General features: G+C 64.4%; 22 protein-coding genes. 12 read left to right on the top strand and 10 right to left on the bottom strand.

Features of this window, described 5'->3' with window-relative positions; all coding sequences use genetic code 11:
- Positions 1–14: 14 nt before the first annotated feature.
- Positions 15–722: a hypothetical protein gene (locus BKY27_RS20575; protein ID WP_071674319.1), complete on the top strand. Its 708-nt coding sequence runs from the start codon at positions 15–17 to the stop codon at positions 720–722.
- A 4-nt stretch (positions 723–726) separates the two neighbouring features.
- Here the strand turns inward: BKY27_RS20575 and BKY27_RS09935 are convergent, their stop codons facing one another.
- From BKY27_RS09935 to ade, 6 genes are all read right to left on the bottom strand, one after another.
- On the bottom strand, positions 727–1,125 hold the full coding sequence (locus BKY27_RS09935) for a thioredoxin family protein (protein WP_071674318.1): 399 nt from the start codon (positions 1,123–1,125) through the stop codon (positions 727–729).
- A 12-nt stretch (positions 1,126–1,137) separates the two neighbouring features.
- Positions 1,138–1,854, bottom strand: a complete 717-nt coding sequence (locus BKY27_RS09930) for a cytochrome c biogenesis CcdA family protein (protein ID WP_324609992.1) — start codon at positions 1,852–1,854, stop codon at positions 1,138–1,140.
- A 69-nt stretch (positions 1,855–1,923) separates the two neighbouring features.
- A complete protein-coding gene (locus BKY27_RS09925) occupies positions 1,924–2,793 on the bottom strand; it encodes a DMT family transporter (protein WP_071674317.1) in 870 nt (289 codons plus the stop codon).
- Positions 2,794–2,862: 69 nt separating this feature from the next.
- Positions 2,863–3,153: an HU family DNA-binding protein gene (locus BKY27_RS09920; RefSeq protein ID WP_071674316.1), complete on the bottom strand. Its 291-nt coding sequence runs from the start codon at positions 3,151–3,153 to the stop codon at positions 2,863–2,865.
- A 131-nt stretch (positions 3,154–3,284) separates the two neighbouring features.
- Positions 3,285–4,757, bottom strand: coding sequence for an AMP nucleosidase (locus tag BKY27_RS09915; RefSeq protein WP_071674315.1), 1,473 nt, complete (start codon positions 4,755–4,757; stop codon positions 3,285–3,287).
- 8 nt (positions 4,758–4,765) lie between these two features.
- Positions 4,766–6,574 (bottom strand): adenine deaminase, encoded by a 1,809-nt coding sequence (ade, locus tag BKY27_RS09910; RefSeq protein ID WP_071674314.1) that lies wholly within the window; start codon positions 6,572–6,574, stop codon positions 4,766–4,768.
- A gap of 109 nt (positions 6,575–6,683) precedes the next feature.
- Here ade and arsC point away from each other — a divergent pair, with 109 nt between their 5' ends.
- From arsC to BKY27_RS09880, 6 genes are all read left to right on the top strand, one after another.
- Positions 6,684–7,034, top strand: a complete 351-nt coding sequence (arsC, locus tag BKY27_RS09905) for an arsenate reductase (glutaredoxin) (protein ID WP_071674313.1) — start codon at positions 6,684–6,686, stop codon at positions 7,032–7,034.
- Between the two features lie 85 nt (positions 7,035–7,119).
- Positions 7,120–7,827 (top strand): monofunctional biosynthetic peptidoglycan transglycosylase, encoded by a 708-nt coding sequence (gene mtgA / locus BKY27_RS09900; RefSeq protein WP_071674312.1) that lies wholly within the window; start codon positions 7,120–7,122, stop codon positions 7,825–7,827.
- 56 nt (positions 7,828–7,883) lie between these two features.
- Positions 7,884–8,549: an FtsZ-binding protein FzlA gene (gene fzlA, locus BKY27_RS09895; RefSeq protein ID WP_071674311.1), complete on the top strand. Its 666-nt coding sequence runs from the start codon at positions 7,884–7,886 to the stop codon at positions 8,547–8,549.
- Positions 8,546–9,577, top strand: coding sequence for a tRNA epoxyqueuosine(34) reductase QueG (gene queG, locus BKY27_RS09890; protein WP_071674310.1), 1,032 nt, complete (start codon positions 8,546–8,548; stop codon positions 9,575–9,577). Before fzlA ends, queG begins: the two co-directional genes overlap by 4 nt.
- The gene (locus BKY27_RS09885) at positions 9,574–10,443 is read left to right on the top strand and encodes an SDR family oxidoreductase (RefSeq protein WP_071674309.1); all 870 of its coding nucleotides are present in this window, start codon (positions 9,574–9,576) and stop codon (positions 10,441–10,443) included. The genes queG and BKY27_RS09885 overlap by 4 nt, the downstream gene beginning before the upstream one ends.
- Before the next feature lie 62 nt (positions 10,444–10,505).
- A complete protein-coding gene (locus BKY27_RS09880; RefSeq protein ID WP_071674308.1) occupies positions 10,506–10,994 on the top strand; it encodes a L,D-transpeptidase family protein in 489 nt (162 codons plus the stop codon).
- Positions 10,995–11,012: 18 nt separating this feature from the next.
- On the opposite strand, the gene dalA is transcribed toward BKY27_RS09880, so the two are convergent.
- Positions 11,013–11,567 carry a divisome-associated lipoprotein DalA gene (gene dalA, locus BKY27_RS09875; RefSeq protein WP_071674307.1) on the bottom strand — a complete coding sequence of 185 codons (555 nt, stop codon included), beginning with the start codon at positions 11,565–11,567 and terminating at the stop codon, positions 11,013–11,015.
- A 176-nt stretch (positions 11,568–11,743) separates the two neighbouring features.
- On the opposite strand from dalA, the gene BKY27_RS09870 reads away from it, so the two are divergent.
- Both BKY27_RS09870 and BKY27_RS09865 read left to right on the top strand, forming a co-directional pair.
- Positions 11,744–12,355 carry a L,D-transpeptidase gene (locus BKY27_RS09870; protein ID WP_071674306.1) on the top strand — a complete coding sequence of 204 codons (612 nt, stop codon included), beginning with the start codon at positions 11,744–11,746 and terminating at the stop codon, positions 12,353–12,355.
- Between the two features lie 149 nt (positions 12,356–12,504).
- On the top strand, positions 12,505–12,687 hold the full coding sequence (locus BKY27_RS09865; RefSeq protein ID WP_071674305.1) for a hypothetical protein: 183 nt from the start codon (positions 12,505–12,507) through the stop codon (positions 12,685–12,687).
- A gap of 78 nt (positions 12,688–12,765) precedes the next feature.
- On the opposite strand, the gene rlmN is transcribed toward BKY27_RS09865, so the two are convergent.
- Positions 12,766–13,953, bottom strand: a complete 1,188-nt coding sequence (gene rlmN / locus BKY27_RS09860; RefSeq protein ID WP_071674304.1) for a 23S rRNA (adenine(2503)-C(2))-methyltransferase RlmN — start codon at positions 13,951–13,953, stop codon at positions 12,766–12,768.
- A 72-nt stretch (positions 13,954–14,025) separates the two neighbouring features.
- Complete coding sequence (locus BKY27_RS09855) at positions 14,026–14,553, bottom strand: invasion associated locus B family protein (RefSeq protein WP_071674303.1); 528 nt, start codon at positions 14,551–14,553, stop codon at positions 14,026–14,028.
- Between the two features lie 178 nt (positions 14,554–14,731).
- Between BKY27_RS09855 and BKY27_RS09850 the strand changes: the two genes are divergently transcribed.
- On the top strand, positions 14,732–15,742 hold the full coding sequence (locus BKY27_RS09850) for an asparaginase (protein ID WP_071674302.1): 1,011 nt from the start codon (positions 14,732–14,734) through the stop codon (positions 15,740–15,742).
- On the opposite strand, the gene BKY27_RS09845 is transcribed toward BKY27_RS09850, so the two are convergent.
- On the bottom strand, positions 15,703–17,862 hold the full coding sequence (locus tag BKY27_RS09845; protein ID WP_071674301.1) for an ATP-binding protein: 2,160 nt from the start codon (positions 17,860–17,862) through the stop codon (positions 15,703–15,705). The genes BKY27_RS09850 and BKY27_RS09845 overlap by 40 nt on opposite strands.
- A 165-nt stretch (positions 17,863–18,027) precedes the next feature.
- Here BKY27_RS09845 and BKY27_RS09840 point away from each other — a divergent pair, with 165 nt between their 5' ends.
- Both BKY27_RS09840 and pbpC read left to right on the top strand, forming a co-directional pair.
- Positions 18,028–23,445 carry an alpha-2-macroglobulin family protein gene (locus BKY27_RS09840; protein WP_071674300.1) on the top strand — a complete coding sequence of 1,806 codons (5,418 nt, stop codon included), beginning with the start codon at positions 18,028–18,030 and terminating at the stop codon, positions 23,443–23,445.
- The gene (gene pbpC / locus BKY27_RS09835; RefSeq protein WP_071674299.1) at positions 23,442–25,487 is read left to right on the top strand and encodes a penicillin-binding protein 1C; all 2,046 of its coding nucleotides are present in this window, start codon (positions 23,442–23,444) and stop codon (positions 25,485–25,487) included. Before BKY27_RS09840 ends, pbpC begins: the two co-directional genes overlap by 4 nt.
- The last annotated feature ends 94 nt before the right edge of the window (positions 25,488–25,581 follow it).

The raw sequence follows: 25,581 nt of genomic DNA, 5'->3' as shown, positions 1-25,581 counted from the left end.
GCGAGGATCGGCATATGTTGAATGTATTTCTGAAGTCCGAAAGCGGGGCCGTCACCACGGATTTCGTGGTGCTGACCGCTGGTGTGGTTGGTCTTGGGCTGGCGACGGTTGGCGTCGTGTCCACCGGACTCGAGAACACGTCAGGCGATATCGAGGCGACGCTCAGCGGAACAGGGGTAAACAGCAGCTTTGCCCGACAAGGCTATTTCGACGATTTCGAGAACGGGGCCGGCGGTTGGGTCGGCGCGATCACGGATGCCTCGGATGGATGGTTCGGCGGCATTCTCGGGCCTTATAGCGGCAGCGGCGGCGCGGAAATTGTCAGCCGCACCTATGACCTGCTGGCAGGCTACGATTATGCCGTGGTCGAGTTCGACCTTCATGCCATCGACAGTTGGGACGGCGAACAATTCGTGATGTTCGTCAATGGCGAGCCGATCACCACCCAGAGCTTTCAATGGGGGACCAACGGCACCACCGGCAGTTGGACAACCGACAACGGGGCCTACGAGGTAACGGTCGAACCGAACGGCGACCGGACGGCTTTGGGGTATAATCCGGGCTGGGACGATCAGAGCTTTTCGGTTCGGGTCGAAGCCGCCGATCCCGGCGACCAGATGACCATCGGTTTCGGATCGACCCTGAACCAGGATGTCTATGATGAAAGCTGGGGCATCGACAATGTGGGCGTAACCTCGACCAACGACCCCGGCAGCGTTTAAAGGGTCAAGACAACCCCAAATCCAGCAGGGCCTGAATATCGGCCCGGCGGGTTCCGGCGACGAGTCGGCCCAGTTCCTGATCGCCGCGCAGCACCACGAGGGTCGAGCGCCGGGGGATTTGCAAGCTTTGGGCCAACGCGGACTGGCCGTAGCTGTCCCAATCGACGCGAATGAAGGTCATCGAGGCATCGTAACCAGGGGTTTCGGCCCGCAGCGCGTCGATATGGCGTTCCTGTGCGCGGCAGGTGGAGCACCACGGCGCGAAGAAGTCGGGAAACACGGTTTCACCGGCCGCCAGACGCTCGGTCACCAGACCGGGCGTGTATTGCAGGGTGTCGGCCGAGGCGGTTCCGGCTGCCAGCATGGCGGCCCCGGCAAGCATCATCACGTCGCGTCTGTTCATGTCATTCCTCCTTCAAACGGCGACCGACAGATCCTGCAACCAATAGGGCAGAACGTCGAGCAGCCAGGTTTCGACAATATGGTGCCAGCGCAGCAGGATCGCCGTGCCGACCAGGATAAATACCGCCCCGAGCAGCGGGCGCGAAAGCTCGGCCACCCGTTGCATAAGCGCCCGGTGGCGGAGCAGCAGCGACCGCGCGCCATAGCCAAGCGCGAGGATCAGGGTCGAGACGCCAAGCGCGAAGGCGGTCATGATGGCGCCCGCGCGGCCCAGTTGCGCGCCTTGGCTGGCGAGGGAAATCGCGCCGCCGAGTGTGGGGCCGACGCACGGGCTCCAGACCGCGCCAAGCAAGGCACCGCCGATGGCCTGCCCCTGCCAACCGGCGCGAGGCAGCGCGGACATGCGGGTATCGGCCCCGGTGGACATGCCCGCGGTGGCGGTGGCGAAACGGGCGGAAAAGCGGGGCACCAGCAGGATCAGGCCGAAGCCGATCATCAGCATGGCGCCGCCCTGCGCGATCTGCTCGGCGTTGATGCCCACGGCGCGGCCCGCCACCGCGACCGACAGGCCAAGCGCGACGAAAGACAGGCTCATCCCGCCCGCCAGCGCCAGCGGGCCGTAGCGGCTGGCCTGCAAGCTTCCGGCGAGCACGATCGGCAGGACCGGCAAGACGCAGGGGTTGATCAAGGTCAGCAGCCCGGCGGCATAGGCAAAAACGAGTTCCAGCATGGCCCCCGTTCTGGCGCGGGGGCGCTGTAATGTCACCTGACGCCTGCGTGAGGCATCATCACGGTCGCGTCAGCGCGCGGCGCGGGCCAGTTGCACCGCCAGAATACCCGCTGCGATGATCGTCACGCCGATGACATCGGCCCACCCCAGCCGTTCGCCCAACAAGGCCGCCGCGATGGCCACGCCGAAGAAGGGGTTAAGGAAGTGGAAGGTCGCGCCGCGCGTCGCGCCGATGCGTTGCACCAGCAGGAACCAGATCCATGTGGCCAGCAGGCCGGGGGCCAGAACCGTATAGCTGAAGGCGGCGACCAGTTGCCACGACCAGACCACATCCCACGTCTCGAAGATCAGCGCAAAGGGCAGCAGCACCGCGCCGCCGACCAGCATTTGCAGACCGACGATCATCAGCACGCTGCCCTTGCCCGAGGCCGCGCCGCGCACTGTCAGGGTGGCCACGGCCAGCGCCATGGCAGCAAGGATACAGAGGCCGACACCAAGCGGATCGACCCCGCCGCCAAGACGCTGCGCCATGATCAGGGCGACACCGCCGAAGCCCGCCATCAGGCCCACCACCCCAAGCCATGGCAGACGCTCGCGGAAGACAATCCAGTTTGCGGCGGCAACGATGAGCGGCATGGACGAGGCGATGATCGCGGCCAGCGATGCCTCGATCCATTGCATCGCGATGAAGTTGAGCCCGAGATAGAGCGCGTTCTGGCAAATGCCAAAGACGATGATCGACCGCCATTGCGCGCGGCTGAGCGACCAGCGTTGCCCCAACAGGCGGGCCAGCCCGACACCGATCACGCCGGAGATCGCAAAGCGCAGCGCCAGCGCAGTCAGAGGCGGCGCGGCGGCGACGATGATATGGGCCGAAGTGAAGGCAGAGGACCAGATGAGCGCAAAGATCAGCCCCATTCCGATTGCGCGCAGATCCATCAGTTGCCTCCTGCCAAAGAAAAGGGCCGCCCTGAGGCGACCCTTCGCATGTCAAGCGTCCAGAGGCAATCAGCCGTTGACGCTGTCCTTGAGAGCCTTGGCGATGGTCACCTTCACCACCTTGTCGGCCTCTTTCTTGATTTGCTCACCCGTGGCTGGGTTGCGAACCATGCGCTCGGGCCGTTCGCGGCAATACACTTTGCCAATGCCCGGCAAGGTCACGGCGCCACCGGCGGCCACTTCCTTGGACACCACGGCGGACACAGCGTCCAGCGCGGCCGAGGCGGATTTCTTGTCGGACCCCATCTCTTCGGCGAGCGCCGCGACGAGCTGGGTCTTGGTCATGGGCTTTTGTGCCATGTTCTGTTCTCCTTAACTGCCCGAACCCTAGGGGCTCGTTGCGGCAAAGCTATCCGAATATTGCGGGGGCACACAATAACTAGTGTTGCTTTTCACTGAAAATCAGCGATTTTGGTGCGTTTTCCGCAACGTCACAGGAATGCGGTCTCCTCAAAACTGCGTAATTTGCGGCTATGGAGGCGTTCAAGTGGCATTTCGCGCAAAGCCTCCATTGCAGAAATGCCGATCTGCAAATGCCGCGACACCTGCGTTTTATAGAAGGCGCTGGCCATTCCCGGCAGTTTCAATTCGCCATGCAAGGGCTTGTCGGAGACGCACAGAAGCGTGCCATAGGGCACCCGGAAGCGAAAGCCGTTGGCAGCGATTGTCGCGCTTTCCATGTCCAGCGCGATGGCGCGGGATTGGGATAGGCGCTGCACGGGGCCGGACTGGTCGCGCAGTTCCCAGTTGCGGTTGTCGATGGTCGCCACGGTGCCGGTTCGCATGATCTTCTTGAGGTCATAGCCCGAGACCTGCGCCACGCTTTCCACCGCCTCTTCCAGTGCGATCTGCACCTCGGCCAGCGCCGGGATCGGCACCCAGACCGGCAGGTCGTCGTCCAGCACGTGATCTTCGCGCAGATAGGCATGGGCCAGCACGAAATCGCCCAACGCCTGCGTATTTCGCAACCCGGCGCAATGGCCGACCATCAGCCAGACATGCGGGCGCAGCACCGCGATATGGTCGGTCGCGGTTTTCGCGTTGGACGGCCCCACACCGATATTGACCAACGTGATCCCGGCCCCGCCCGGACGCACCAGGTGATAGGTGGGCATCTGCGGCAGCTTTGCCGGTGTGTTCAGGTCTTGATCCGGCGTAGTGATCACGTCGTTTCCGGGTCCGACAAGGGCGGTATAGCCACTGGCGGGATCGGCCAGCGCCTGCCGGGCATAGGCGACGAATTCCTCGACATAGAATTGGTAGTTGGTGAACAGAACGTGGTTCTGGAAATGCTCGGGCCCTGTCGCGGTGTAATGCGACAACCGCGCGAGAGAGTAGTCCACCCGCTGCGCGGTGAAGGGGGCAAGCGCGCCCGAGCCGTCTTCGTTCTTGAAGCCCTTGCCGTTGACGATGTCGTCATTGGTGGTGCCCAGATCCGGCACGTCGAACACGTCGCGCAAGGGGAAGGCCAACGCGCCCTCTTGCGGGATTTGCAGGTCGGCGTCGTTCAGCACCGCGAAATGCACCGGGATCGGCGTCTGCGACACACCGATGCCGACCGGCACGTTGTGGTTTTCGATCAACAGGCGGATTTGCTGCGTCAGGTAGTGTTGAAACAGGTCGGGCCGCGTGACCGTGGTGGCGTAGGTGCCCGGTTCGGCCACATGGCCAAAGGACAGGCGGCTGTCGATATGGCCATAGCTGGACGTGGTAATGCGAACCTCGGGGTAGTAGGCGCGATACCGTTTGTCCGGGGCACCGTCGCGCACGACGGCGGAAAACCTGGCCTGAAGGAAGGCCGTGGCCTCGGCATAAAGCGCCTGAAGATGCGCGACCGCCTCGACCGCGTCAGAGAAGTAGCGCGGCTCGGCCATGGCCGGAGCCTCGATGGGAAGGTGCTTCATCACAGGAGTCATTGGTCGCCCTCCACGAAAAGTGAGGTCAGTTCGAAGGTGGTCACATCCACCAGCCCAAGGTCGGAAATCCGCAAGCTAGGGATCACCACCAGCGCCAGCAGGGAATGCTGCATATAGGCGTTGTTCAGCGTGCAGCCGCAGGCCTTCATCGCCTCTCCCATCTGTTGCGCCTTGTCCGCCACGAGGGCGGCGGGGGCATCGCTCATCAACCCGGCAATGGGCAATTCCACCAGCGCCAGTTCCGCGCCATCCTTGAAGACCGTGACGCCGCCGCCGACCTCGGCCAGCCGCATGGCAGCCTTGGCCATGTTGTCCCGGTCTGTGCCGACCACGATCATGTGGTGGCTGTCATGGGCGACGGTCGAGGCCATCGCCATCTTTCCGGTATAGCCAAAGCCCGAAACAAAGGCGTTGGTGACGCCGCCGGTGGCGCGGTGACGTTCCACCAGCGCGATCTGGCACACGTCGCCATCCCCTTCAACAAGACCATCGACGACGGGCAGTTCGGCGGTCAGGGCCTCGGTCGGCGCCTGGTTTTCGACAACACCGATCACATTGACATGGGCGGAGTTCGCCCCCTCGGGCGCCTTGATCTCGTAATCCTGTGCCGTCAGATCCTTGCCCAGATGCACGGTGTTCCGCGCCTTGGCGGGCCAATCCAGATGTGGGCACTCGACCAGGATGTCGCCGTTTTCGGCCACCCGCTGACCACGGGCAAAGACGACCTCGATGGGCAGGGCCTTCAGGTCCGAGGTCAGGATCATGTCAGCCCTGCGGCCCGGCGCGATGGACCCGAGTTCCCGTTCCAGACCGAAATGGGTGGCGGTGTTCACGGTGCACATCTGCAGCGCGACCAACGGATCGCAACCGCAGTCAATGGCATGGCGCAACACGCGGTTCATGTGGCCATCGTGAACAAGGGTGCCGGAATGGCAATCGTCGGTGCACAGGATGAAGTTGCGCGGGTCGAGGCCCTTTTCCGTGACCGCCGTGATCTGGCTTTCCACATCATACCAGGCGCTGCCCAACCGCAGCATGGATCGCATCCCCTGCCGCACGCGGTCAATCGCGTCGCTTTCGCGGGTGCCTTCGTGATCGTCCGCAGGCCCGCCCGCCGCATAGGCGTGGAAGGCGGGGCCACGGTCGGGGCTGGCGTAGTGGCCGCCCACGGTCTTGCCCGCTGCCTGCGTCGCGGCAATCTCGGCCAGCATCTGGGGATCGGCGTTGATCACACCGGGGAAGTTCATCATCTCGCCCAGCCCGATGATGCCGGGCCATGTCATCGCTTCGGCGACATCATCGGGCCCGATTTCATAGCCCGTGGTTTCCAAGCCCGGCGCAGACGGCGCGCAGGAGGGCATCTGGGTGTAGATATTGACCGGCTGCAACAGCGCCTCGTCATGCATCAGGCGCACGCCTTCCAGCCCCATCACGTTGGCGATCTCATGCGGATCTGTGAACATGGTGGTGGTGCCGTGGGGAATGACCGCGCGGGCGAATTCCGCGGGCGTCAGCATCCCCGATTCGATGTGCATATGCCCGTCGCAGAGGCCCGGGATCAGGTAGCGCCCGGCGCCATCGACAACCTCGGTGCCCTCGCCGATGCAATGGGTGGCATTGGGGCCGACATAGGCGAAGCGGCCATCCGCAACGGCCACCTGCCAGCCGTCCAGCACCTCGCGGCTTTGGACGTTCACGAGTTTCAAATTGCGCAGAACCAGATCCGCCGGGTCGCGCCCCGCTGCAACGGCCACGAGCCGTGCAGCACTTTCTTGCCATGTTGTGAATTTATCTTGTTTTTCCATGCTGCAGGGTGACACCGGAAATTTTCGGCTTCAAGCCACATTTTGATGACAGGTTTTCAATCGGTTGGTCTGGGCCTAGGCTAAGGCGAACCACGCAAGAGGCCGGTCGATGAGCGTCAAGATTTACCACAACCCCAGATGCAGCAAATCGCGGCAGGCGCTGGCGTTGATCCGCGATGCAGGGGTGGAACCCGTGGTGGTGGACTACCTCAAGACGGGGTGGACCCGCGACGGCTTGCTGGCGCTGTTCGCCAAGGCAGGCATTCCCGCGCGCGCGGCGCTGCGGGTCAAGCAGGCCCCGGCGCCAGAGCTGGGATTGCAGGACGCGGACGAGGCCACGATCCTTGAAGCGATGGTGGCGCACCCGGTGCTGGTGGAACGGCCCATCGTGGAAACGGGCAACCGCGCGAAGATCTGCCGCCCGCCGGAATTGGTGGCCGAGGTGCTGGACAAGGGCTGACCTGATCCGGCCTGCTGCACCAGGCGGCGAGGGCGGGACGCCTCCGGCGGGAGTATTTGACCCAAGAAGAAGGCAGGAGAGCCGATTGGCCCGGAAAACCAAACGCAAGGCGAAGAAACGGACGCTTTGGCGGCGCGCGCTGCGGCTGGTGCTGCGGGGGGTCCTGATCGTTGTGGTTCTGGCCGTGGGGTGGATCGCGCTCTATGGCGTCGTGGCGCCGCCGACCACGCCCTACATGATCGCCGAGCGCAGCCGCTTGGGGGCAATCACGCAGGTCTGGCGCCCGATGGAAGAGATTTCGCCCAACCTCGCGCGGGCCGTGGTGGCCGCCGAAGATGCGAATTTCTGCCTGCATTCGGGGTTTGACATGGACGCAATCCGCGCCGCGATTGCCGAGGGGATGCGCCGGGGTGGATCGACGATCAGCCAGCAGGTGGTGAAAAACGCCTTTCTCTGGCAGGGCCGATCCTGGCCGCGAAAGGCGCTGGAAGGGCTGATGACCCCGGTAATGGAGGTGATCTGGACAAAGCGCCGGGTGTTGGAGGTTTACCTGAACATCGTTGAGTTCGACGAGGGCATCTTTGGGGCCGAGGCCGCAGCACAGCATTATTTCGGCGTGTCCGCCGCCGACCTGAATATGACGCAGGCCGCGCGGCTGGCGGCGGTGCTACCCAATCCGCGCGAACGTTCGGCCTCGTCACCCACTGCCGCGCTGCGGGACCGGGCCGAGAGCATCGCCGACGGAGCGGCCACGATCCGCGCGGATGGACGTGACACTTGCTTTGCGCGTTGAAATCGTCCCGACTGCGATGCAAAGAGAGATACGCGACCCCATAACAAGAGCAGACCATGACGCGACTCTACCATTTCGCCCTGTCCCCTTTTTGCCGCAAGGTCCGGCTGGTCCTGGCCGAGAAGAAGATCGACGTGGAGTTGGTGGATGAACGCTATTGGGAACCATCCAATGAATTCCTGCACCGCAACCCGGCGGCCAAGGTGCCGGTGCTGCGCATGGACGGGTTGCACCTGACCGAGAGTCAGGCGATCTGCGAATACATCGAAGAAACCCATCCCGAACCGTCGCTGATGCCCACCGACCCCAAGGGCCGGGCCGAGGTGCGGCGGCTGTGTTTCTGGTTCGACGACAAGTTTCACCACGAGGTGACGGCGAACCTTGTCTATGAGCGGGTGAACAAGAAGGTGATGCGCGGCGGCTACCCCGACGGCAAGGCCGTGAAGACCGGCGCGCAGAAGATCAAGTTTCACCTCGATTACATGAACTGGCTGCTGGACCATCGTCGCTGGTTGGCGGGGGATCGCCTGACACTGGCCGATTTCACCGCCGCCGCGCATCTGTCCTGTCTCGACTATATCTCGGACGTCGACTGGAATCGATCCGCGCAGGTCAAGGACTGGTATGCCAAGATCAAGTCACGGCCCGCGTTCCGCTCGATCCTCGCCGACCAGATCCCCGGATTCATCCAGCCGCCGCATTACGCGAACCTGGACTTTTGACCGATCTGAAAGCAGCCCTCGACGCCAAGGCCCGCGATGAAGGCTTTGCCAAGATGCGGATCTGTCGCCCCGACGCGATCCCCGAGGCCGCCGGGCGGCTGGCGGAGTTTGTCGATCAGGGGCGGCATGGCCAGATGGGCTGGATGGCAGAGCGCATGGCGTGGCGCGGTGACCCGTCCGCGCTCTGGCCTGAGGCGCGGTCGGTCATCATGCTGGCCGAACCCTACACGCCCGAAGTCGATCCGTTGGCGGCACTGGAGCAACGAGATTGCGCAACGATCAGCGTCTATGCGCAGAATCGCGACTACCACGACCTTGTGAAAAAGCGGCTCAAGCGGGTGGGCCGTTGGTTGTTGGATCAGGCTCCGGGCGAACAGATCAAGGTCTTCGTCGACACCGCGCCGGTGATGGAAAAGCCACTTGGGCAGGCGTCGGGCCTTGGCTGGCAGGGCAAGCACACCAACCTGTTGGCGCGCGATCTGGGGAACTGGTTTTTCCTTGGCTCGATCTTCACCACGGTCGAATTGGCACCGGACGCGCCCGAGCACGATCATTGCGGCAACTGCACCGCCTGTCTGGATATTTGCCCGACCAAGGCGTTTCCCGCACCGTTTCAACTGGATGCGCGGCGCTGCATTTCCTACCTGACCATCGAACATCATGGCCCGGTGGACCCGGATTTGCGCCCGCTGATGGGCAACCGTATCTATGGCTGCGACGATTGCCTTGCCATTTGCCCGTGGAACAAGTTTGCCGTTGCCGCAACCGAGATGCGCTATACCGGGCGGCCAGAGTTGCAGAGCCCGAAGCTCGCAGAACTGGCGGGGCTTGATGATGCGGGGTTTCGCGCCATGTTCAGCGGGTCGCCGATCAAGCGGATCGGGCGCGGGCGCTTCGTGCGCAACGTGCTCTACGCGATTGGCAACAGTGGCGATGCGGCGCTGAGCGGGGCCGCGCAGACGTTGGTGGAAGATGAGGATGCCACGGTGGCCGATGCGGCCCGGTGGGCGGTGGAGAGATTGCGATGAAACTGGTGATCTTCGGCACGGGCTATTCCGCGCAGGCGTTGGTGCAAGAGATGCAGCCGGTGGCACCGGGCAGCATTGTGGGCACCACCCGGTCCGAAGCCAAGGCCGAGGCACTGTCCCGAATGGGCGTGACACCCCGCATTTTCCCCGGCAGCGACTTGCGGGCCGATCTGGAAGGCGCGACCCATGTGCTGATCACGGCTGGCCCCGAGGATGGGGCCGACCCGGTGCTGAAACACCTGCGATCCGATTTTGAAGAACTTGCCTCGCGATTCGACTGGGTGGGCTACCTGTCCACCACCGGTGTTTATGGCGACCATGACGGCGAATGGGTCGACGAATGTGCACCGCTGACCCCGGCGACGCGCCGGGGGCGGGCGCGGGTGACGACCGAAGGCGAATGGCAGGCCCTTGCGCGCGACCACGGCTTGCCGCTGCATATCCTGCGCCTTCCGGGTATTTACGGGCCCGGACGTGGGCCGTTCGAAAAGGTCCGGAACGGCACAGCGCGGCGAATTATAAAGGATGGTCAGGTCTTTAGCCGCATCCATGTCGAGGATATCGCACAAGCGCTGCTGGCCTCGATGAATCGGCCCAACCCCGGTGCGATCTACAATATCTGCGACGACGACCCCGCCCCGCCGCAAGACGTGCTGACCTATGCCGCCGAGTTGTTGGGGGTCGATCTGCCCCCGGCGGTGCGGTTCGAGGATGCCGAGATGACGCCGATGGCCCGCAGCTTCTACGCCGAATCGAAACGGGTGGATAATCGGCACATGAAGGACGAGCTTGGCCTGCGCCTGCGCTACCCGACCTACCGGGCGGGGCTGGATGCGCTTTTTGCCGCCGAGCGCGCGAAAGGGTGATACCGGGCAGCGCCCGCTTGCGCTAGACTGGCCGTCAAAACACATCGGGCACGGAACAGGACATGCGACCCCTTCTTGCGATTGTTGCGCTGGCGCTGCTGATGGCGGCGGGCTGTAGCACGGAGATACCCACCTATACGGGACCGGAAGTGACCCGCGTCGTGGTTAGCAAGGCCGACCGGCAGCTTTACCTGCTGCACGGCACCGAGGTTCTGGAACGCTACGACATCGAGCTTGGCTTCGCCCCCGAGGGGCACAAGCAGGTCGAAGGTGACGGGCGCACCCCCGAGGGCAGCTACATCATCGACCGGCGCAATCCCAACAGTGCGTATTACCTGTCGATCGGAATTTCATATCCCAACACCGAGGACCGGGCCGCTGCCGCGGACCTGGGGCAAAGCCCCGGCGGCGATATCTTCATCCACGGCACCCCGCGCGAATGGCGGCGGCAGGAGGACTGGACAGCGGGCTGCATCGCGATTTCCAACCGCGATATGCGTGACGTCTATTCGATGGTCCGCGACGGCACCCAGATCGACATCCTGCCCTGACCGGGCCGGGCTTTCGGCTCAGCCGGTGCGGTTGGCCGGCAGGCCCTGCCCCGTCGTGCCGCCATCGCCAGTGACCATGGTCCACCAGATCTTGCCAGTCGGTTCCTGGAAGAAGGCAAAGCCCAGATCGCGGGCATCGGCATCGGTAATCACGTCGCGCGTGTCGGGCTGCTGCATCCACGCGGCCACGGTTTCCAACTCGGATTCGTAGGTTTCCGAGATATTTTCGCCCAGAACCCGGCCCCGATACCCGGCCCGCTGCGCCCGGTCGATCGGCGACGAACCATCCGATCCGAAATGCCAAGGCCGGTTTTGCAGCGACATGTCGCGCGAATGGGTTTCTGCGGCGGCGGTCAATTCAGCGTTCAGTTGCAGTTGCGGCACACCCGCCCCCTGCCGCAGCGCGTTTACGCTGTCGAGCACGCGAAACTGGATTTCCGCCGTGTCGCCGGGGTTTATTCGATAGACCGTGGGCAAGGGCCGCCCATCCGGCCCGATGCGGGGCGTGGTCGTCCCGGCGCAGGCGGCAAGGGTGCCGAGGGCCGTCGTCAGCAGGAAGGAGCGTCGCAGCATGGGAATAGGTCTGGCCTGAAATCCTGAATATCGCGCTTACCCTTAGCGTCCCGCATCCGGCCAATCAAACACAACTGGCGCAAATCCGCCCATTGTGACCGCCGCGCAAGTGGACGCTGACGTGGATTCCCGGTATTTTGTCCGCCAAGGACACTTCCCCCATTTGGAGGTCGGACATGAGCGACCTGAAAGACACCCCCTTCAACCGGCGCCTGTTTATTGGTGCCGCGGCGGCCACCCTGGCCGCGCCGGTCGTTGCCCGCGCGCAGGATGCATCGGTAAACGAAGGCACGACCGAGATCGAACGCGACGTCAGCCAGTCCGTGCGCCACAACATCTCCAGCTTTCGCACGCTGGAATGGCAGCCCTATTTCGACAACCTGCACAACGGTGCGATCTTGGTCGATATCACCTCGCGGGCGCTGCATTTCTGGAACGAGGAAGAGACGATCTATCGGCTCTATCCCACCTCGGTTCCGGCAACCGAAGACCTGACGCGGCGGGGCCGCACCAGCGTGGTGCGCAAGGTCGAGGGCCCCGATTGGCGCCCGACCCCCGCCATGCAGGAACGCAACCCCGAATGGCCCGACTACGTGCCGCCGGGGCCGGAAAACCCGCTTGGCACCCATGCGTTGTATCTGAGTTGGCAATATTACCGGATTCACGGCACTCACGACACGCGCAAGATCGGGCGGCGCAGTTCGAACGGCTGCATCGGGCTTTACAATGAACATATCGCGCAACTGTTCGAATTAGCCTCTGTCGGCACGCAAGTGTTGCTAATTTGACCACAAATCGGCGATGTTGGGGTGGGCAGCCATTTCCCGCCATTGCAATCGCAAGGCATTGCTGTTTAAACCTTCTTACGAGGTACAGTCTTGGGTGCCCCGACATGCGTAATACCGCGCGAACTATGGGGCGTATCTTGGAGGATACAATGAAAAAACTCGCACTCGCAGCCGTTCTGTCCGTTGCCGCCACCTCCGCATTTGCTGGCGGCTACGTTGAGCCCGTTCTGGAACCCGTCGTAATCGTGGAAGACACTTCGTCCTCCGCCGGTGGCGTCCTGGTTCCCCTTCTGGCAATCATCCTGATCGCCGCTGCTGTTTCGTCGAACTAAGGTTCGCACGATCAAGTTAGGAAAAGGCGGTCCTTCGGGGCCGCCTTTTTCATATTCTGACAGCATAATTTCCCAAGTTTACTTGGACAAACCGGCCTCGGCCGCGATGTCGGCGCGCGACTTGCGCGCCCGTTCGGTGGCCGACTTCAACTGCCCGCAGGCGGCCATGATATCTTCGCCGCGCGGGGTGCGGATCGGGCTGGCATAACCAGCCTTGTAGATGATGTCGGCAAACGCCTCGATCCGCGCCCAGTCAGACCGCTCATAAGGGGCGCCGGGCCATTCGTTGAATGGAATCAAGTTGATCTTGGCAGGAATGCCCTTGATCAGCTTCACCAGCCGCCGCGCGTCCTCGTCACTGTCGTTCACATCCTTCAGCATCACGTATTCGAACGTGATTCGTTCAGAGTTCGAGAGTTTCGGATAGGCGCGCAGCGCATCCAGCAACTCGGCGATCGGCCAGCGCTTGTTGATCGGAACCAGTTTGTTTCGAATCTCGTCGGTCGTCGCGTGGAAAGACACCGCCAACATGCAGCCGATTTCCTCGGCGGTCTTGGCGATTTCCGGCACGACGCCCGAGGTCGACAGCGTGATCCGCCGACGGCTGAGGGAAATGCCCTCGCCATCCATCGCGATCTTCATCGCATTGCGGACGTTGTCAAAATTATAAAGCGGCTCGCCCATACCCATCAGCACGACGTTCGACAGCAGGCGCGGCCCGTTTTCGCCAGTGCCTTCGCCCGGCTCGGGCCATTCGTCCAGATCGTCACGGGCCACCATGATCTGGCCCACGATCTCGCCCGCGGTCAGGTTGCGCACCAGTTTCTGCGTGCCGGTGTGGCAAAAGGAGCAGGTCAGCGTGCAGCCCACCTGGCTGGAGACGCACAGCGTCCCCCGGTCGGTTTCGGGGATATAGACCACCTCGACCTCGTGCCCGCCGGCGATCCGCACCAGGTATTTGCGCGTTCCGTCCGCGGACACATTGCGGCTGACCACCTCGGGCACCTCGATCACGAAATGCTCGGCCAGGTCGGCGCGGTAGCCCTTGGACAGGTTGGTCATCGCGTCGAAATCGCGCACGCCCCAGTGATAGACCCACTGCCAGATCTGGTTCACGCGCATCTTGGCCTGCTTTTCCGGCGTTCCGGCAGCGATCAGGGCGTCGCGCAATTCATCCCGCGTCAGCCCGACGATATTCGCGGGGCCTTGGGGCAATTTGCGCGGAATGGTCAGGACATCCTGCGTGATGGGGGCGCTGGCGGACATGAATCGACTCCGATGGGGATGCGGACACATATAAGCATCCGCCCCTCAAGGCAAACCATGTCTGGACGAAATTCAGCCGCCGCAGCGGGTTTCCGCGTCCTCGACCGCAGCGGTAAAGCCATAGAGCGAGAACGTATCCACCGTCTGGGTGCCACGGCTCGACCGCGCGGTCAGCACGGCATCGGTGCCCCGCTTCATCGCGGTGACGATGCGCTGATCATCCTGTTCCGACGCGGCCCATGCCATTTCGCCATCGGTGAACAGCTCGAACGTGGCATCGCCGATTTCCAGCGAAACGGTCGAGCCATCGGCAAAGGGATAGCCGCCGGTGAACGAAACTTCGCCCATCCTGTTTTCCGAAGGCCAATAGCTGACAAACAGCAAAATCTCTGACCGGCGCACGGCGACGACGCGGCCATCGCGGGTGTTCACGGTCTCGCGTGGCGCGGAGACGACCCAGCATTGCGTCGGCTCGTCCTCGACGAACACGCTCCAGTCCGTCTCGGCGTTGACACGGTTCCCGGATTCCTCGGTGTCCTGCGCGAACAGCGGAGAGGCCAGTGCCAGCGCAATCACCGTACTTGCAACCAAGTTTTTCATTCTGATCCAGCCTCCAGCCGTCTCTGCCTCAGATCCCGGTCCCCTGCCTGATTGTCAGGTCTTGCGTTCGGGTCCCGACCCCGTGTTACTGCGCGCAGAGATTAACCTGAAAATCCTTGAAGGGAAAAGCCCCGGTGGCGGAAAATTGCCGGGGGCCTGAAAGCCGGGAGGACAAACGATGAGAGAAGCCGAAATCTTGCTGGAGGTCTGGCGCGGACCATTGGCCGAAAGCCAGCATCGCGGCCACGCAGTGGTGTGGGATGCCGATGGCGAGACGGTCGCCGCTTGGGGCGATCCCGACAAGGTGATCCTGCCGCGATCCTCGTGCAAAATGCTGCAAGCCCTGCCCCTGATCGAAAGCGGCGCAGCCGATGCCCATGGCTTGACCGAGGCTCAACTGGCGCTGTCCTGCGCCTCGCACAACGGGGCGGCGGTGCATACCGACATGGTGACCGACTGGATCGGCAGCCTTGGGCTGGACCCCGAGGCCGCGCTGCGGTGCGGGCCGCAGATGCCCGACGACCGTCCGGCCCGCGAAGGGCTGATCAAGACCGACAGCTCGCCCTGCCAGATCCACAACAATTGCTCGGGCAAGCATTCCGGCTTTCTCACGCTCACCAAGCATCTCGGGGCGGGGCCGGATTATGTCGAGATCGGCCACCCGGTGCAAAGGGCCGTGCGCGATGCCTTTGAGGACGCCACCGGCGAAACCAGCCCCGGTTACGGGATCGACGGCTGTTCGGCCCCGAATTTCGCCTGCTCCCTGTCCGGCCTTGCGCGCGCCATGGCGCGGTTCGCCGGGGCGGGCGAAGGCGGCGACAAACGCGAACAGGCCATGCATCGGTTGACCCGCGCCATGGCCGCCCACCCTGTGCTGGTCGCGGGCGAGGGCCGGGCCTGCACAAACCTGATGCGGGCCATGAACGGCCGCGTCACCGTGAAAACCGGGGCCGAGGCGGTGTTCATCGCCATCGTGCCGGAAAAACGCATGGGTGTGGCGGTAAAGATCGAAGACGGCGCTACCCGCGCGTCCGAGGCCACGATCACCCAGATCCTGGTCGGCATGGGCGTTCTGGCAGCTGACGACCCGGTGGCACTTAAATATACCCATGGTCCAATCACCAACCGGCGTGGGATCGAAGTCGGGGCCTACAAGCCCGCTGAAACGCTGACCTCCTGGACACTCTGAGGCGGCATGGCTGGCACCAGACCCTCTGGCGCCAGCGCCTCGATCCGGGCCAGGATCTCGGCCTTTCGGAGCGGTTTGGTCAGGTAGTAATCAACCCCGGCCTCGTAAATCTCGGCCTCGTGATCGTCCATCGCATGGGCCGTCATGGCCACGATCGGCAGGCGGGGGCCGCCCTGTGATACCTCCAGGCGGCGAATCTGGCGGGTCAGGTCCAGTCCGTCCATGCCGGGCATCGAAATATCGGTAAACAGCAGGTCTGGCCGCAGAGCGCGATAGGCGGCAAGGGCCGCGGCCCCATCGCCAACAAGCGTCAGGTCGATATCGAGTGCCTTGAGCATCTTGCGAAAGATCATCTGGTTGGTCTTGTTATCCTCAGCTGCCAGCAGCCGCAGCCTGCGCGGAACCGTCGCCGACGCGGGACGTTCGGGCGGGGTGGCGGGCACGGAGCCCTCGACCGCATCGAGAATATCCTGCCGGAAACCGCGCAAGGTAGAGTCCAGCGACACGCGCGGCAGGCCCCCGGCCCTGACCGACGCGCCGTCGCACAGGATCACCGGACAGCCCGGCACCGCCCGTGGCGCATCGGTTTCCACGCCCACCACGATCATCAGGTCGGTTGGCCGGGTCAGCCCCGCGACCGAGGGCGCCACCTGCACCTCGGCCTTCAGTTTGTAGAGTTGACGTTCCACCATGCGGCGATTGATCGTGTCGGACCCCAGCAGACCGACATGGGACAGCGCCTTGGGCAATGGCGGCACCGGGCGCGAGCGATCGCCCTCGGCCATTGGCAGGGTCAGGCGAAAGGCAAAGGTCGCACCCTGCCCCAGTTCCGAGTCGAGCCACATCTCTCCGCCCATCATCCCGATCAGGCGCTGCGAGATTGCAAGCCCCAGCCCTGTGCCCTCGTATTTCCGATTGGCCTGATCCTCGACCTGATTGAACTCACCAAAGATATGCGCCTGCTTGTCGGCGGCGATCCCGATGCCGGTATCTTCCACGGCCACCACCAGCGTGACCGACCCGTCGCTTTGATCCTCGCCCAGAACCCACACCAGAACATGACCGGCCTCGGTGAACTTGACCGCATTGCCGATCAGGTTGGTCAGCACCTGCCGCACCCGGCCCCGATCGCCCACCAGATTTTCGGGCAGGAAAATATCGTAGTCCAGCAACAACTGAACATTTCGCCCCTGCACCGAGGGGCGCAGCAGGCGGAAGATTTCCCGGATCAGATCCTCCAGATCAAAGCTTTCTGCATGCAGCACCAGCTTTTCGGCCTCGATCTTGGAATAGTCGAGCACGTCATTGATGATTTCCAGCAGCGCCTCGCCCGAGTTCTTGATCGTATCGGCGAACAGGGCCTGATCCTCGTCCAGCCCGGTTTCGCGCAACAGGTCGGCCATGGCGACAACCCCGTTCATCGGCGTGCGAATCTCGTGGCTCATATTGGCAAGGAAGGCAGACTTGGCGCGATTTGCAGCCTCGGCCTGATCGCGGGCCTCCAGAAGATCGCGTTCGCGGCGGATGGTTTCGGTGATGTTCAACATCAGGCTGACCACGTCGCCATCGGGCGCCCGCTTGTCGACCAGCTTGATGTAACCACCGTTCCAAAGCTTGACGATGCGCGCGGGCACCGGGCTTTCCCCCCATCGGGCAACCATATCGGCGACCCAGTCGTCGGGATTTGCCCCCTCGATGTTCAACAGCCCCTCATCGACGGCAAGGCGCAGGATCGATTCATAGCTGGCACCGGGGCTGACCTCGACCATGCCTTCGAACACTGCCAGAAACGCCGTGTTTGCGGCCACCAGCCGCCCCTCGCGGTCATAAATGGCAAAGCCATCCTCGATGATATCGAGCGAATCCCACAGCCGCCGTTCGGCGCGCGCGGCCTTTTCCGTCGCCACTTCCAGATCGGCCCGCGCGCGTGAGGTTTCGCCGACCAGTTCGGCGTTCTCCTCTCGCTGTTCGATGACCTGATCCGAGAGCGATTCCGCTTGCGATGCCAGCTTCTTGTTGGCGGCAAACAGCTCCTCTTGTTTTTGAACCAGCAGGCGTTCCGCGGCCAGGCGCGCACGCCGTTCCTGTGCCAAGCGATCATCGAAACCGGCGCCGTCCATGCCCTGCCTACTCCGTCTGGGTCGGGTGTCCTGGCCAGAATGGACGTAGATTGGTTGATTTTGGATTAATGGCCCCCGTTGCGGGCGATCATGGACTCGTGGACCAGAGTCGTGGCACCATCGCGTCAATTATTCATTGAAGATCTTTTACATCAGGAGTGTCCGATGCGCGTCTTGGCCGTGGTCGTTGCCCTTTGTCTTTTGCCCTTCGGCGCACTGGCCCAAGAGGGGCCGGTTGCCGAGCGATTCTTTTCCATCACTCAGGACACCGATTTTCCGGGGGCGGACCTGCGCCCGATCTACGACACGACATTCGCGGCCTGTAGCCGCGCCTGCATGGCCGACCCCGACTGTCATGCGTTCACCTTCAACAGCCGCAACGCCTCGTGCTTTCCGAAATCCGAGGTTCTGGCGATGGAATCCTATGACGGTGCGATGTCGGCCACCGTGCATGACACCGACCCCGCCGTGCTGGCCCGGCTGGAGGCGCGGCTGGCCGACCTGACGTTCCTGAGCGCCACTGACCTGACCGACGCGCGCTTGCAGGCCGAGGGGCTGGCTCAGCAGCACTATGCCGGCACATGGACGGCAGAGCGTATTCTTGACGCGGCGCGGGCCCGCCTGGACGAAGGCGCGTTGCAGCGCGCCATGCGGCTTTATGGGTCGGCCACGACGATCACCGACGATCCCGCCCATTGGATGGACTATGGGCGCCTCGCCCTCGACATCGACCCCGAGAGCCGGTCGGAAGAGCGCAACCTGAACCGCACCGCCTTGCGCGCGGCGATCAACGCCACGCTGCGGGCCACCCCGGGGGATGAGTTGTCGCGCGCCGCCAGCCTGCTGGCCCGCGCCCTCGAAGAAAACGATCGAGGCCGCGACACGATTGCGGCGCTGCGGCTGGCGATTGCCAATGGCGACAGCGCCGCCTTGCAGCAGGCACTGGACCGGGCCATTGGCCTTTATGGCTTCCGCGTCACCGGCAACCGAGTGGAAAGCGACACGGCCGAACCGCGTCTTTGCGCGATCCTGTCCGAGGATCTGGCCCCGGGTGTGACCTATTCCGACTATCTGCAAACCAGCACCTCGGGCCTGTCGGTTGATGCCGAAGGGCAACAGTTCTGCGTGTCGGGCGTGCAACATGGCCAACGCTACGAGATCACCCTGCGCGCGGGCCTGCCCGCCGCGTCGGGCGAGGTTCTGCGCCACCCGGCGACCCTGCGTCTTTATGTGCGTGACCGGACGCCTGCCGTGCGCTTCCCCGGCCGGGCCTATGTGCTGCCGCGCGTGTCCGGGGGCGGGTTGCCCATCGTGACGGTGAATACCGACGCGGTCGACCTGACGCTGTTTGCCGTATCCGACCGCAATATCCTGCGCAGCCTGCAAGAGGATTACTTCGGGCGTCCGCTGGCCGAGTGGGAAATCGACCGCTTCTCAACGGAATTGGCGGAAACAGTCTGGGACGGCACTGGAACAGTCTCTAACTCGCTGAACAGAGACGTTACGACCAGCCTGCCGATGGGCGAGGTTCTGGCCAGTCTCGACCCCGGTCTTTACGCGTTGGAGGCCCGTGTCCCCGGCCCCGCAAACCGCGATGCTCCCCCTGCGACGCAGTGGTTTTTCGTCTCTGATATCGGGATTTCGGCCCTCAGCGGGGCCGATGGCGTGCATGTGGTGCTGCGGGCCTTGTCCGATACCTCGGGGATCGAGGGCGCCACGGTGCGTCTGGTCTCGGAATCCAACCGTGTTCTGGCCGAAGCGGAAAGCGACCGGCAGGGGCGGGTGGATTTCTCAGGCGATCTGGCGGCAGGGCGCAACGGGTCCGCGCCTGCGATGATCTCGGTCGAGCAGGGCGATGATTTCGCCTTCCTCAGCCTGCGCGAGGCCGAGTTCGACCTGTCCGATCGCGGGGTCGAAGGCCGCCCCGCCGCGCCGCCGATCGACCTGTTCCTGACCACCGAACGCGGCGCTTATCGCGCCGGTGAAACCATCCACGCCACGGCCCTCGCCCGCGACGGTGAGGCGGTCGCCCTGTCTGGCCTGCCGCTTACCGCCGTGCTGACGCGCGCGGACGGTGTGGAATACAGCCGCATGGTGCTGGACGAGGTCGGCGCCGGGGGCTTTGTCTGGCAGATGCCGCTTGGGGGCAACGTGCCGCGCGGAACGTGGCGTCTGGCGGTCTACACCGACACCGACGCACCGCCGCTGGCCAGCCAGACCCTGCTGGTCGAAGACTTCCTGCCCGAGCGCATCGACGTGGACCTGACCCTGCCCGAAGGCCCCTTGTCGGTGGCGCGTCCGCTTCGGCTTGGCGTGCAGTCCGATTACCTGTTTGGCGCGCCCGCGGGCGACCTGCCCATCGAAGGCTCTTTTCAACTGCGTCCGGTCTCGACCCTTGCGGCCTATCCCGGCTACAGCTTTGGCCGCCATGACGACCGGCCAGAGCCGGTCTATGACAGCCTGCCCGCCGGGGTGCGGACGGACGACACCGGTGCCGCCACGCTGACCCTTGCCCTTCCCGAGCCCGCAGGCCCACCGCTGCCGCGCGAGGTGACCGTGACCGCCCGCGTTTCCGAAGGATCGGGCCGCCCGGTGGAACGCCAGATCACCCGCGCCATCGCGCCGACCGGGGCATTGATCGGTATCCGCCCGCTGTTTGACGGAACATTGCCCGAAGCGACAGAGGCCCAGTTCAACCTGATCGCCGTGGGGGCCGATGCCCTGCCGGTCCGCTGGACGCTCAACCGCGTCGAACGCCGATACCAATGGTATTCGCAAAATGGCCGTTGGTCGTGGGAACCGGTCACCACCCGGACTCGCATCGCCACCGGAGACGCGACGATTCGCACAGCGCCCACCACCATCGCCGCCCCAGCCGACTGGGGCCGGTACGAATTGCGGGTGGAAAGCACCGAGGGTGACTACACAGCCAGTTCGGTCGGCTTCAGTGCCGGATGGTACGCAACCGGCGACAGCACCGGCACGCCGGATATGCTGGACCTGTCGCTCGATGCCGACAGCTATGATGTCGGCGACGAGGCGCGGCTGCGCATCGTGCCGCGCTCTGGCGGGCTGGTCCTGATCCGGGTCATGTCGAACCGGCTGATCCATCAGGAATTCGTCACCATCGGCGACACGCCCGACACCTTCCCGCTTGCGGTCACTGCGGACTGGGGCACTGGGGCCTATGTGACCGCGACGCTGCTGCGGCCACTTGACGGCCTGCCGCCCCAGACTCCCGCCCGTTCCCTCGGGCTGGCCCATGCCAGCGTCAACCCGGCCTCTCATGCGCTTGACGTTGCGTTGGAGGCTCCGGAAACCTCTGCCCCCCGTAGTCCGCTGGAGGTTGCCCTGCGCGTGGAAAACGCCGCACCGGGCGAGACCGTCTATGCCAGCATCGCGGCGGTGGACGTGGGCATCCTGAACCTTACCGGCTTTCAGTCACCCGATCCGATGGGGCACTATTTCGGCCAGCGGCGCCTTGGCGTCGGCATCCGCGACCTCTACGGACGGTTCATCGCCAGCGGCGGTGACCCCGGCACGATCCGGCAGGGCGGGGACGCCACCGCCGGGGTGCGGATGCAGGCCCCGCCTCCGACCGAGGCACTGGTGGCCTTCCACTCCGGCCCCGTGATTGTGGGTGCGGACGGGCTGGCGCGGGTGAGTTTCGACATCCCCGGCTTTAACGGCACTGTCCGCGTCATGGCCGTGGCTTGGAACGAGTCCGGGGTCGGTCAGGCCCAGACCGACGTTCTGGTGCGCGACCCGGTCGTGGTGACCGCGTCGATGCCGCGCTTTATGGCACCCGGTGATTCCGCCCGCCTGCTGTTGGAGGTGACCCATGCCCAAGGACCGACCGGGCAGATGCCGATCGAGATCACCAGTTCGGGTGGCCTCTCCCTCGACGCCACGCAGACCTCTGTCATGCTTGCGGACAGGGAAACTCAACGGTTGCGGCTGTCCCTTGTGGCGGGCGATCAACTGGGCGAACAGCAGGTCAATGTCACGCTGACCACCCCGGATGGGCAGCGCCTGTCGCGCACCCTGCGGCTGGTGGTGCAATCGAACGACCCTGTGGTGGCCACGACCTCGCGCATCACGCTGGCAGCGGGTCAGGGCTTTGCCTTCGACGCCACCGTGTTGCAGGGGCTGCGCGACGGCACCGCCCGCGCCGTTCTGTCTGCCGGGCCTCTGGCCCGGTTCGACGCGCCCGGACTGCTGCACATGCTCGACCGCTACCCCTATGGCTGCACCGAACAACTGACCAGTCAGGCGATGCCGCTGCTCTACATGGCCGATGTGGCCGAGGCGCTGGATCTCGACCATGCCGGCGACTTGTCGGCCCGCATCCAAACCGCCGTCGACGCGATCTTGGTCAATCAGGCGGCAAACGGGGGCTTTGGACTCTGGGGGGCCTATGGCGGCGACGCTTGGCTGGATGCCTATGTGGCCGACTTCCTGTCGCGGGCGCGGGCCGAAGGATACACGGTTCCCGACCGCGCCTTCCGCTCGGCCATCGACAATCTGCGAAACCATGTCGCCACCGCGCCCGACTTTGAAGACGGGGGCGAATCCATCGCCTATGCGCTCATGGTTCTGGCCCGAGAGGGCGCGGCCGCCATCGGCGACCTGCGCTACTATGCCGATGTGAAGGCCGATGCCTTTGCCACCCCGCTGGCACTAGGCCAACTGGGCGCGGCGTTGGCGATGTATGGCGACCAGCCGCGCGCCGACGCGATGTTCCGCCAAGGCTATCGGTTGATGCAGACGCGCAGCATCACCGCTGAATCCACCGGCTGGCGCAGCGATTATGGCACGCGGCGGCGCGACGCAGCCGGGCTGTTGACACTTGCGGCAATGGCCGGGTCCGAAGCTATCCCGCTCGACGACCTTGCCCTGTCCCTGCCCGCGCCCGACACGCAGGTCTCGACGCAGGAAGCGGTCTGGAGCCTGCTTGCCGCCGATGCCCTGATCGACCGGGGCGGGTTGACCGGGCTAACCGTGAACGGCACCCCTGTGGATGGCCCGCTGCTGGAGGTTCTGGAAGATGGCGACCAGACCACCCGCACCCTCACCAATACCGGCGACCGCGCAGAGCCCCTGACCCTCACCCGCTACGGTCAGGCCGAGGGGGAAACGCTGGCCGATGGCAACGGCTATCGCATCACCCGCCGCTACCTGACACTCGACGGCCTGCCCGCCGATCCATCACAGGTATCGGTTGGCACCCGTCTGGTGGCACTTCTGACCGTCACCCCCTTCAGCGACCGCGACGCTCGGCTGATGGTGTCTGACCCACTGCCGGCGGGGTTCGAGATCGACAACCCCAACCTGTTGCGGGGCGGCGATATCGGAGCATTGAATGACCTCGCCCTCAACGATGTGGCCGAACATACAGAGTTCCGGCAGGATCGCTTCCTTGCCGCCGTGAACCTTTATGGCGACCAGACCCTGCGGCTTGGCTATATCGTGCGCGCGGTCACACCCGGCAGCTATCACCACCCCGCCGCCTCGGTCGAGGATATGTATCGCCCGGCCTTCCGGGCTCAGACGGCCTCTGGCCACGTGGTTGTCACCGAGTGACACGAGCGAGGGGTTTTCTCTGGGCTGCCGCGCTCTTGTTCCTTGTGGGGCTGGGGCGCGACCGGGTCGATGCCTGGATCGACGCTACGGTGCTGCCACCGCTTATCCCGGCCACCTCGGTCGAGGTTCTGGACCGCAACGGCACCCTTCTGCGCGCCTACACGGTCGAGGACGGGCGCTGGCGGATGCCGGTCAGCCTTGCCGATGTGGACCCGGAATTCATTACCTTGCTGCTGAATTTCGAGGACCGCCGCTTCTGGACCCATCCCGGCGTCGATTGGCGGGCGATGGCGCGTGCCGGGTGGCAAGCGCTGAGCCATGGCCGCATCGTCTCGGGCGCTTCTACGATCACCATGCAGGTGGCGCGCTTGCTGGAAGACAGCGGCACCGGCACATGGAGCGGCAAATTGCGCCAGGTCCGGTTGGCCTTGGCGCTGGAACGGCACCTGTCCAAAGAAGAGATCCTGACTCTCTACCTGCATCTCGCGCCCTATGGCGGCAATATCGAGGGTGTGCGCGCCGCGACCCTGACGTGGTTCGGGCAGGAACCGGCGCAATTGACCACCGCCGAGGCCGCCCTGCTGGTCGCCATTCCGCAGGCCCCCACTTCCCGCAGGCCCGACCGCAACCCAGACAACGCTCATGTCGCACGCGACCGGGTGTTGGACCGGGCGCTGTCCTTCGGCGTCCTGACCCAAGACGAGGTGGCTTGGGCCCTGCAAGAGCCCCTGCCCGACCAGCGGCATGACTTCCCCCTGCTCGCTCCGCATCTGGCCGACCGGATGGTAGAGGAGTCACCCTCGGACCGGCACGTTCTGACCATCGACGCCTTGTTGCAACGCCAGATGCAGGCGCTGGCACAAGAGGCGGTACGCGGTCAGGGCGCGCGGTTGAACGCGGCGGTCATGGTGATGGATCACCAGACCGGCGATGTCCTGGCCTCTGTCGGGTCGGCCAGCTACGACAACACCGCGATCGAGGGCTTCGTCGATATGACCCGCGCCCTGCGCTCACCGGGATCGACGCTCAAACCCCTGATCTACGGGCTGGGCTTCGAGGCCGGCCTGATCCACCCCGAAAGCCTGATCGAAGATCGCCCGACCCGGTTTGGCACCTACGCCCCGCAAAATTTCGACCGGATGTTTCATGGCGAATTGTCGGTGCGCCGCGCGCTTCAGGCATCGCTGAACATCCCCGCCGTGGCGCTGTTGCAAGAGGTCAGCCCCGCCGAGCTGATGACCCGGATGCGCCGCGCGGGTATGTCGCCGGAACTGCCAGCGGGCCAACCCGGCCTTGCCGTGGCCCTTGGCGGGGTCGGCGTAACGATGGAAGACCTGATGCGGCTTTACGGGGCGCTGGCATCGGGCGGCGAGCTGGTGCCACTGCACTACCGCCCCGGCCGGGGTGCCGCCGACCCGCTGCAAGTGCTCTCGCCCGTCGCGGCATGGTATGTGGGTGATATCCTGTCCGACATGGTTCCGCCGCCCAATGCGCCGCGCAACGGCTTGGCCTACAAGACCGGCACCAGCTATGGCCACCGCGACGCTTGGGCCTTGGGCTATGATGGGCGCTACGTGGTGGGGGTCTGGCTGGGGCGGGCCGATGGCGCCTCGGTTCCCGGCGCCTTCGGGGCCGATGTCGCCGCGCCACTGCTGTTCGAGGCGTTTTCCCGCGTCGCTCCACGTCTGACGCCGCTGCCGCCACCGCCCGAAGCAGCTCTGACGGTCAGCCATGATGCCCTGCCTCTGCCGCTCCAGCATTTCGCGGCGCGCGATTCCGTGGGCACCGATCCGGACGCCCCCGAGATCGCCTTTCCCCCCGATGGCGCGGTTCTGGCGCAGCAGCCCGACCTGCCCCTGATGGCGCGGGTGGAGCGGGGGACACCGCCCTATACATGGCTGTGGAACGGACGACCTGTCGAGGTGGCCGCACAGACTCGCGATGTTGACCTTGGCACGCCCTCTGCCGGGTTCGTAGACCTCACCGTCATTGATTCAACGGGTCGGGCGGCCTCGGTGTTTCTTGAAATCACGCAGCCGTAATCAGGCGTGACGCTCTTGTCCCGCTCGCAGCCTCAACTGTGCATTTTCGCACCATTATCACGCTATTTTCCCGCTTTCGTTGGGTGAAACACGG

The sequence above is a fragment of the Nioella nitratireducens genome (assembly GCF_001879715.1).
In the GTDB taxonomy this organism is placed as follows: domain Bacteria; phylum Pseudomonadota; class Alphaproteobacteria; order Rhodobacterales; family Rhodobacteraceae; genus Nioella; species Nioella nitratireducens.
This window is presented reverse-complemented; position numbering and strand designations above follow the sequence as displayed.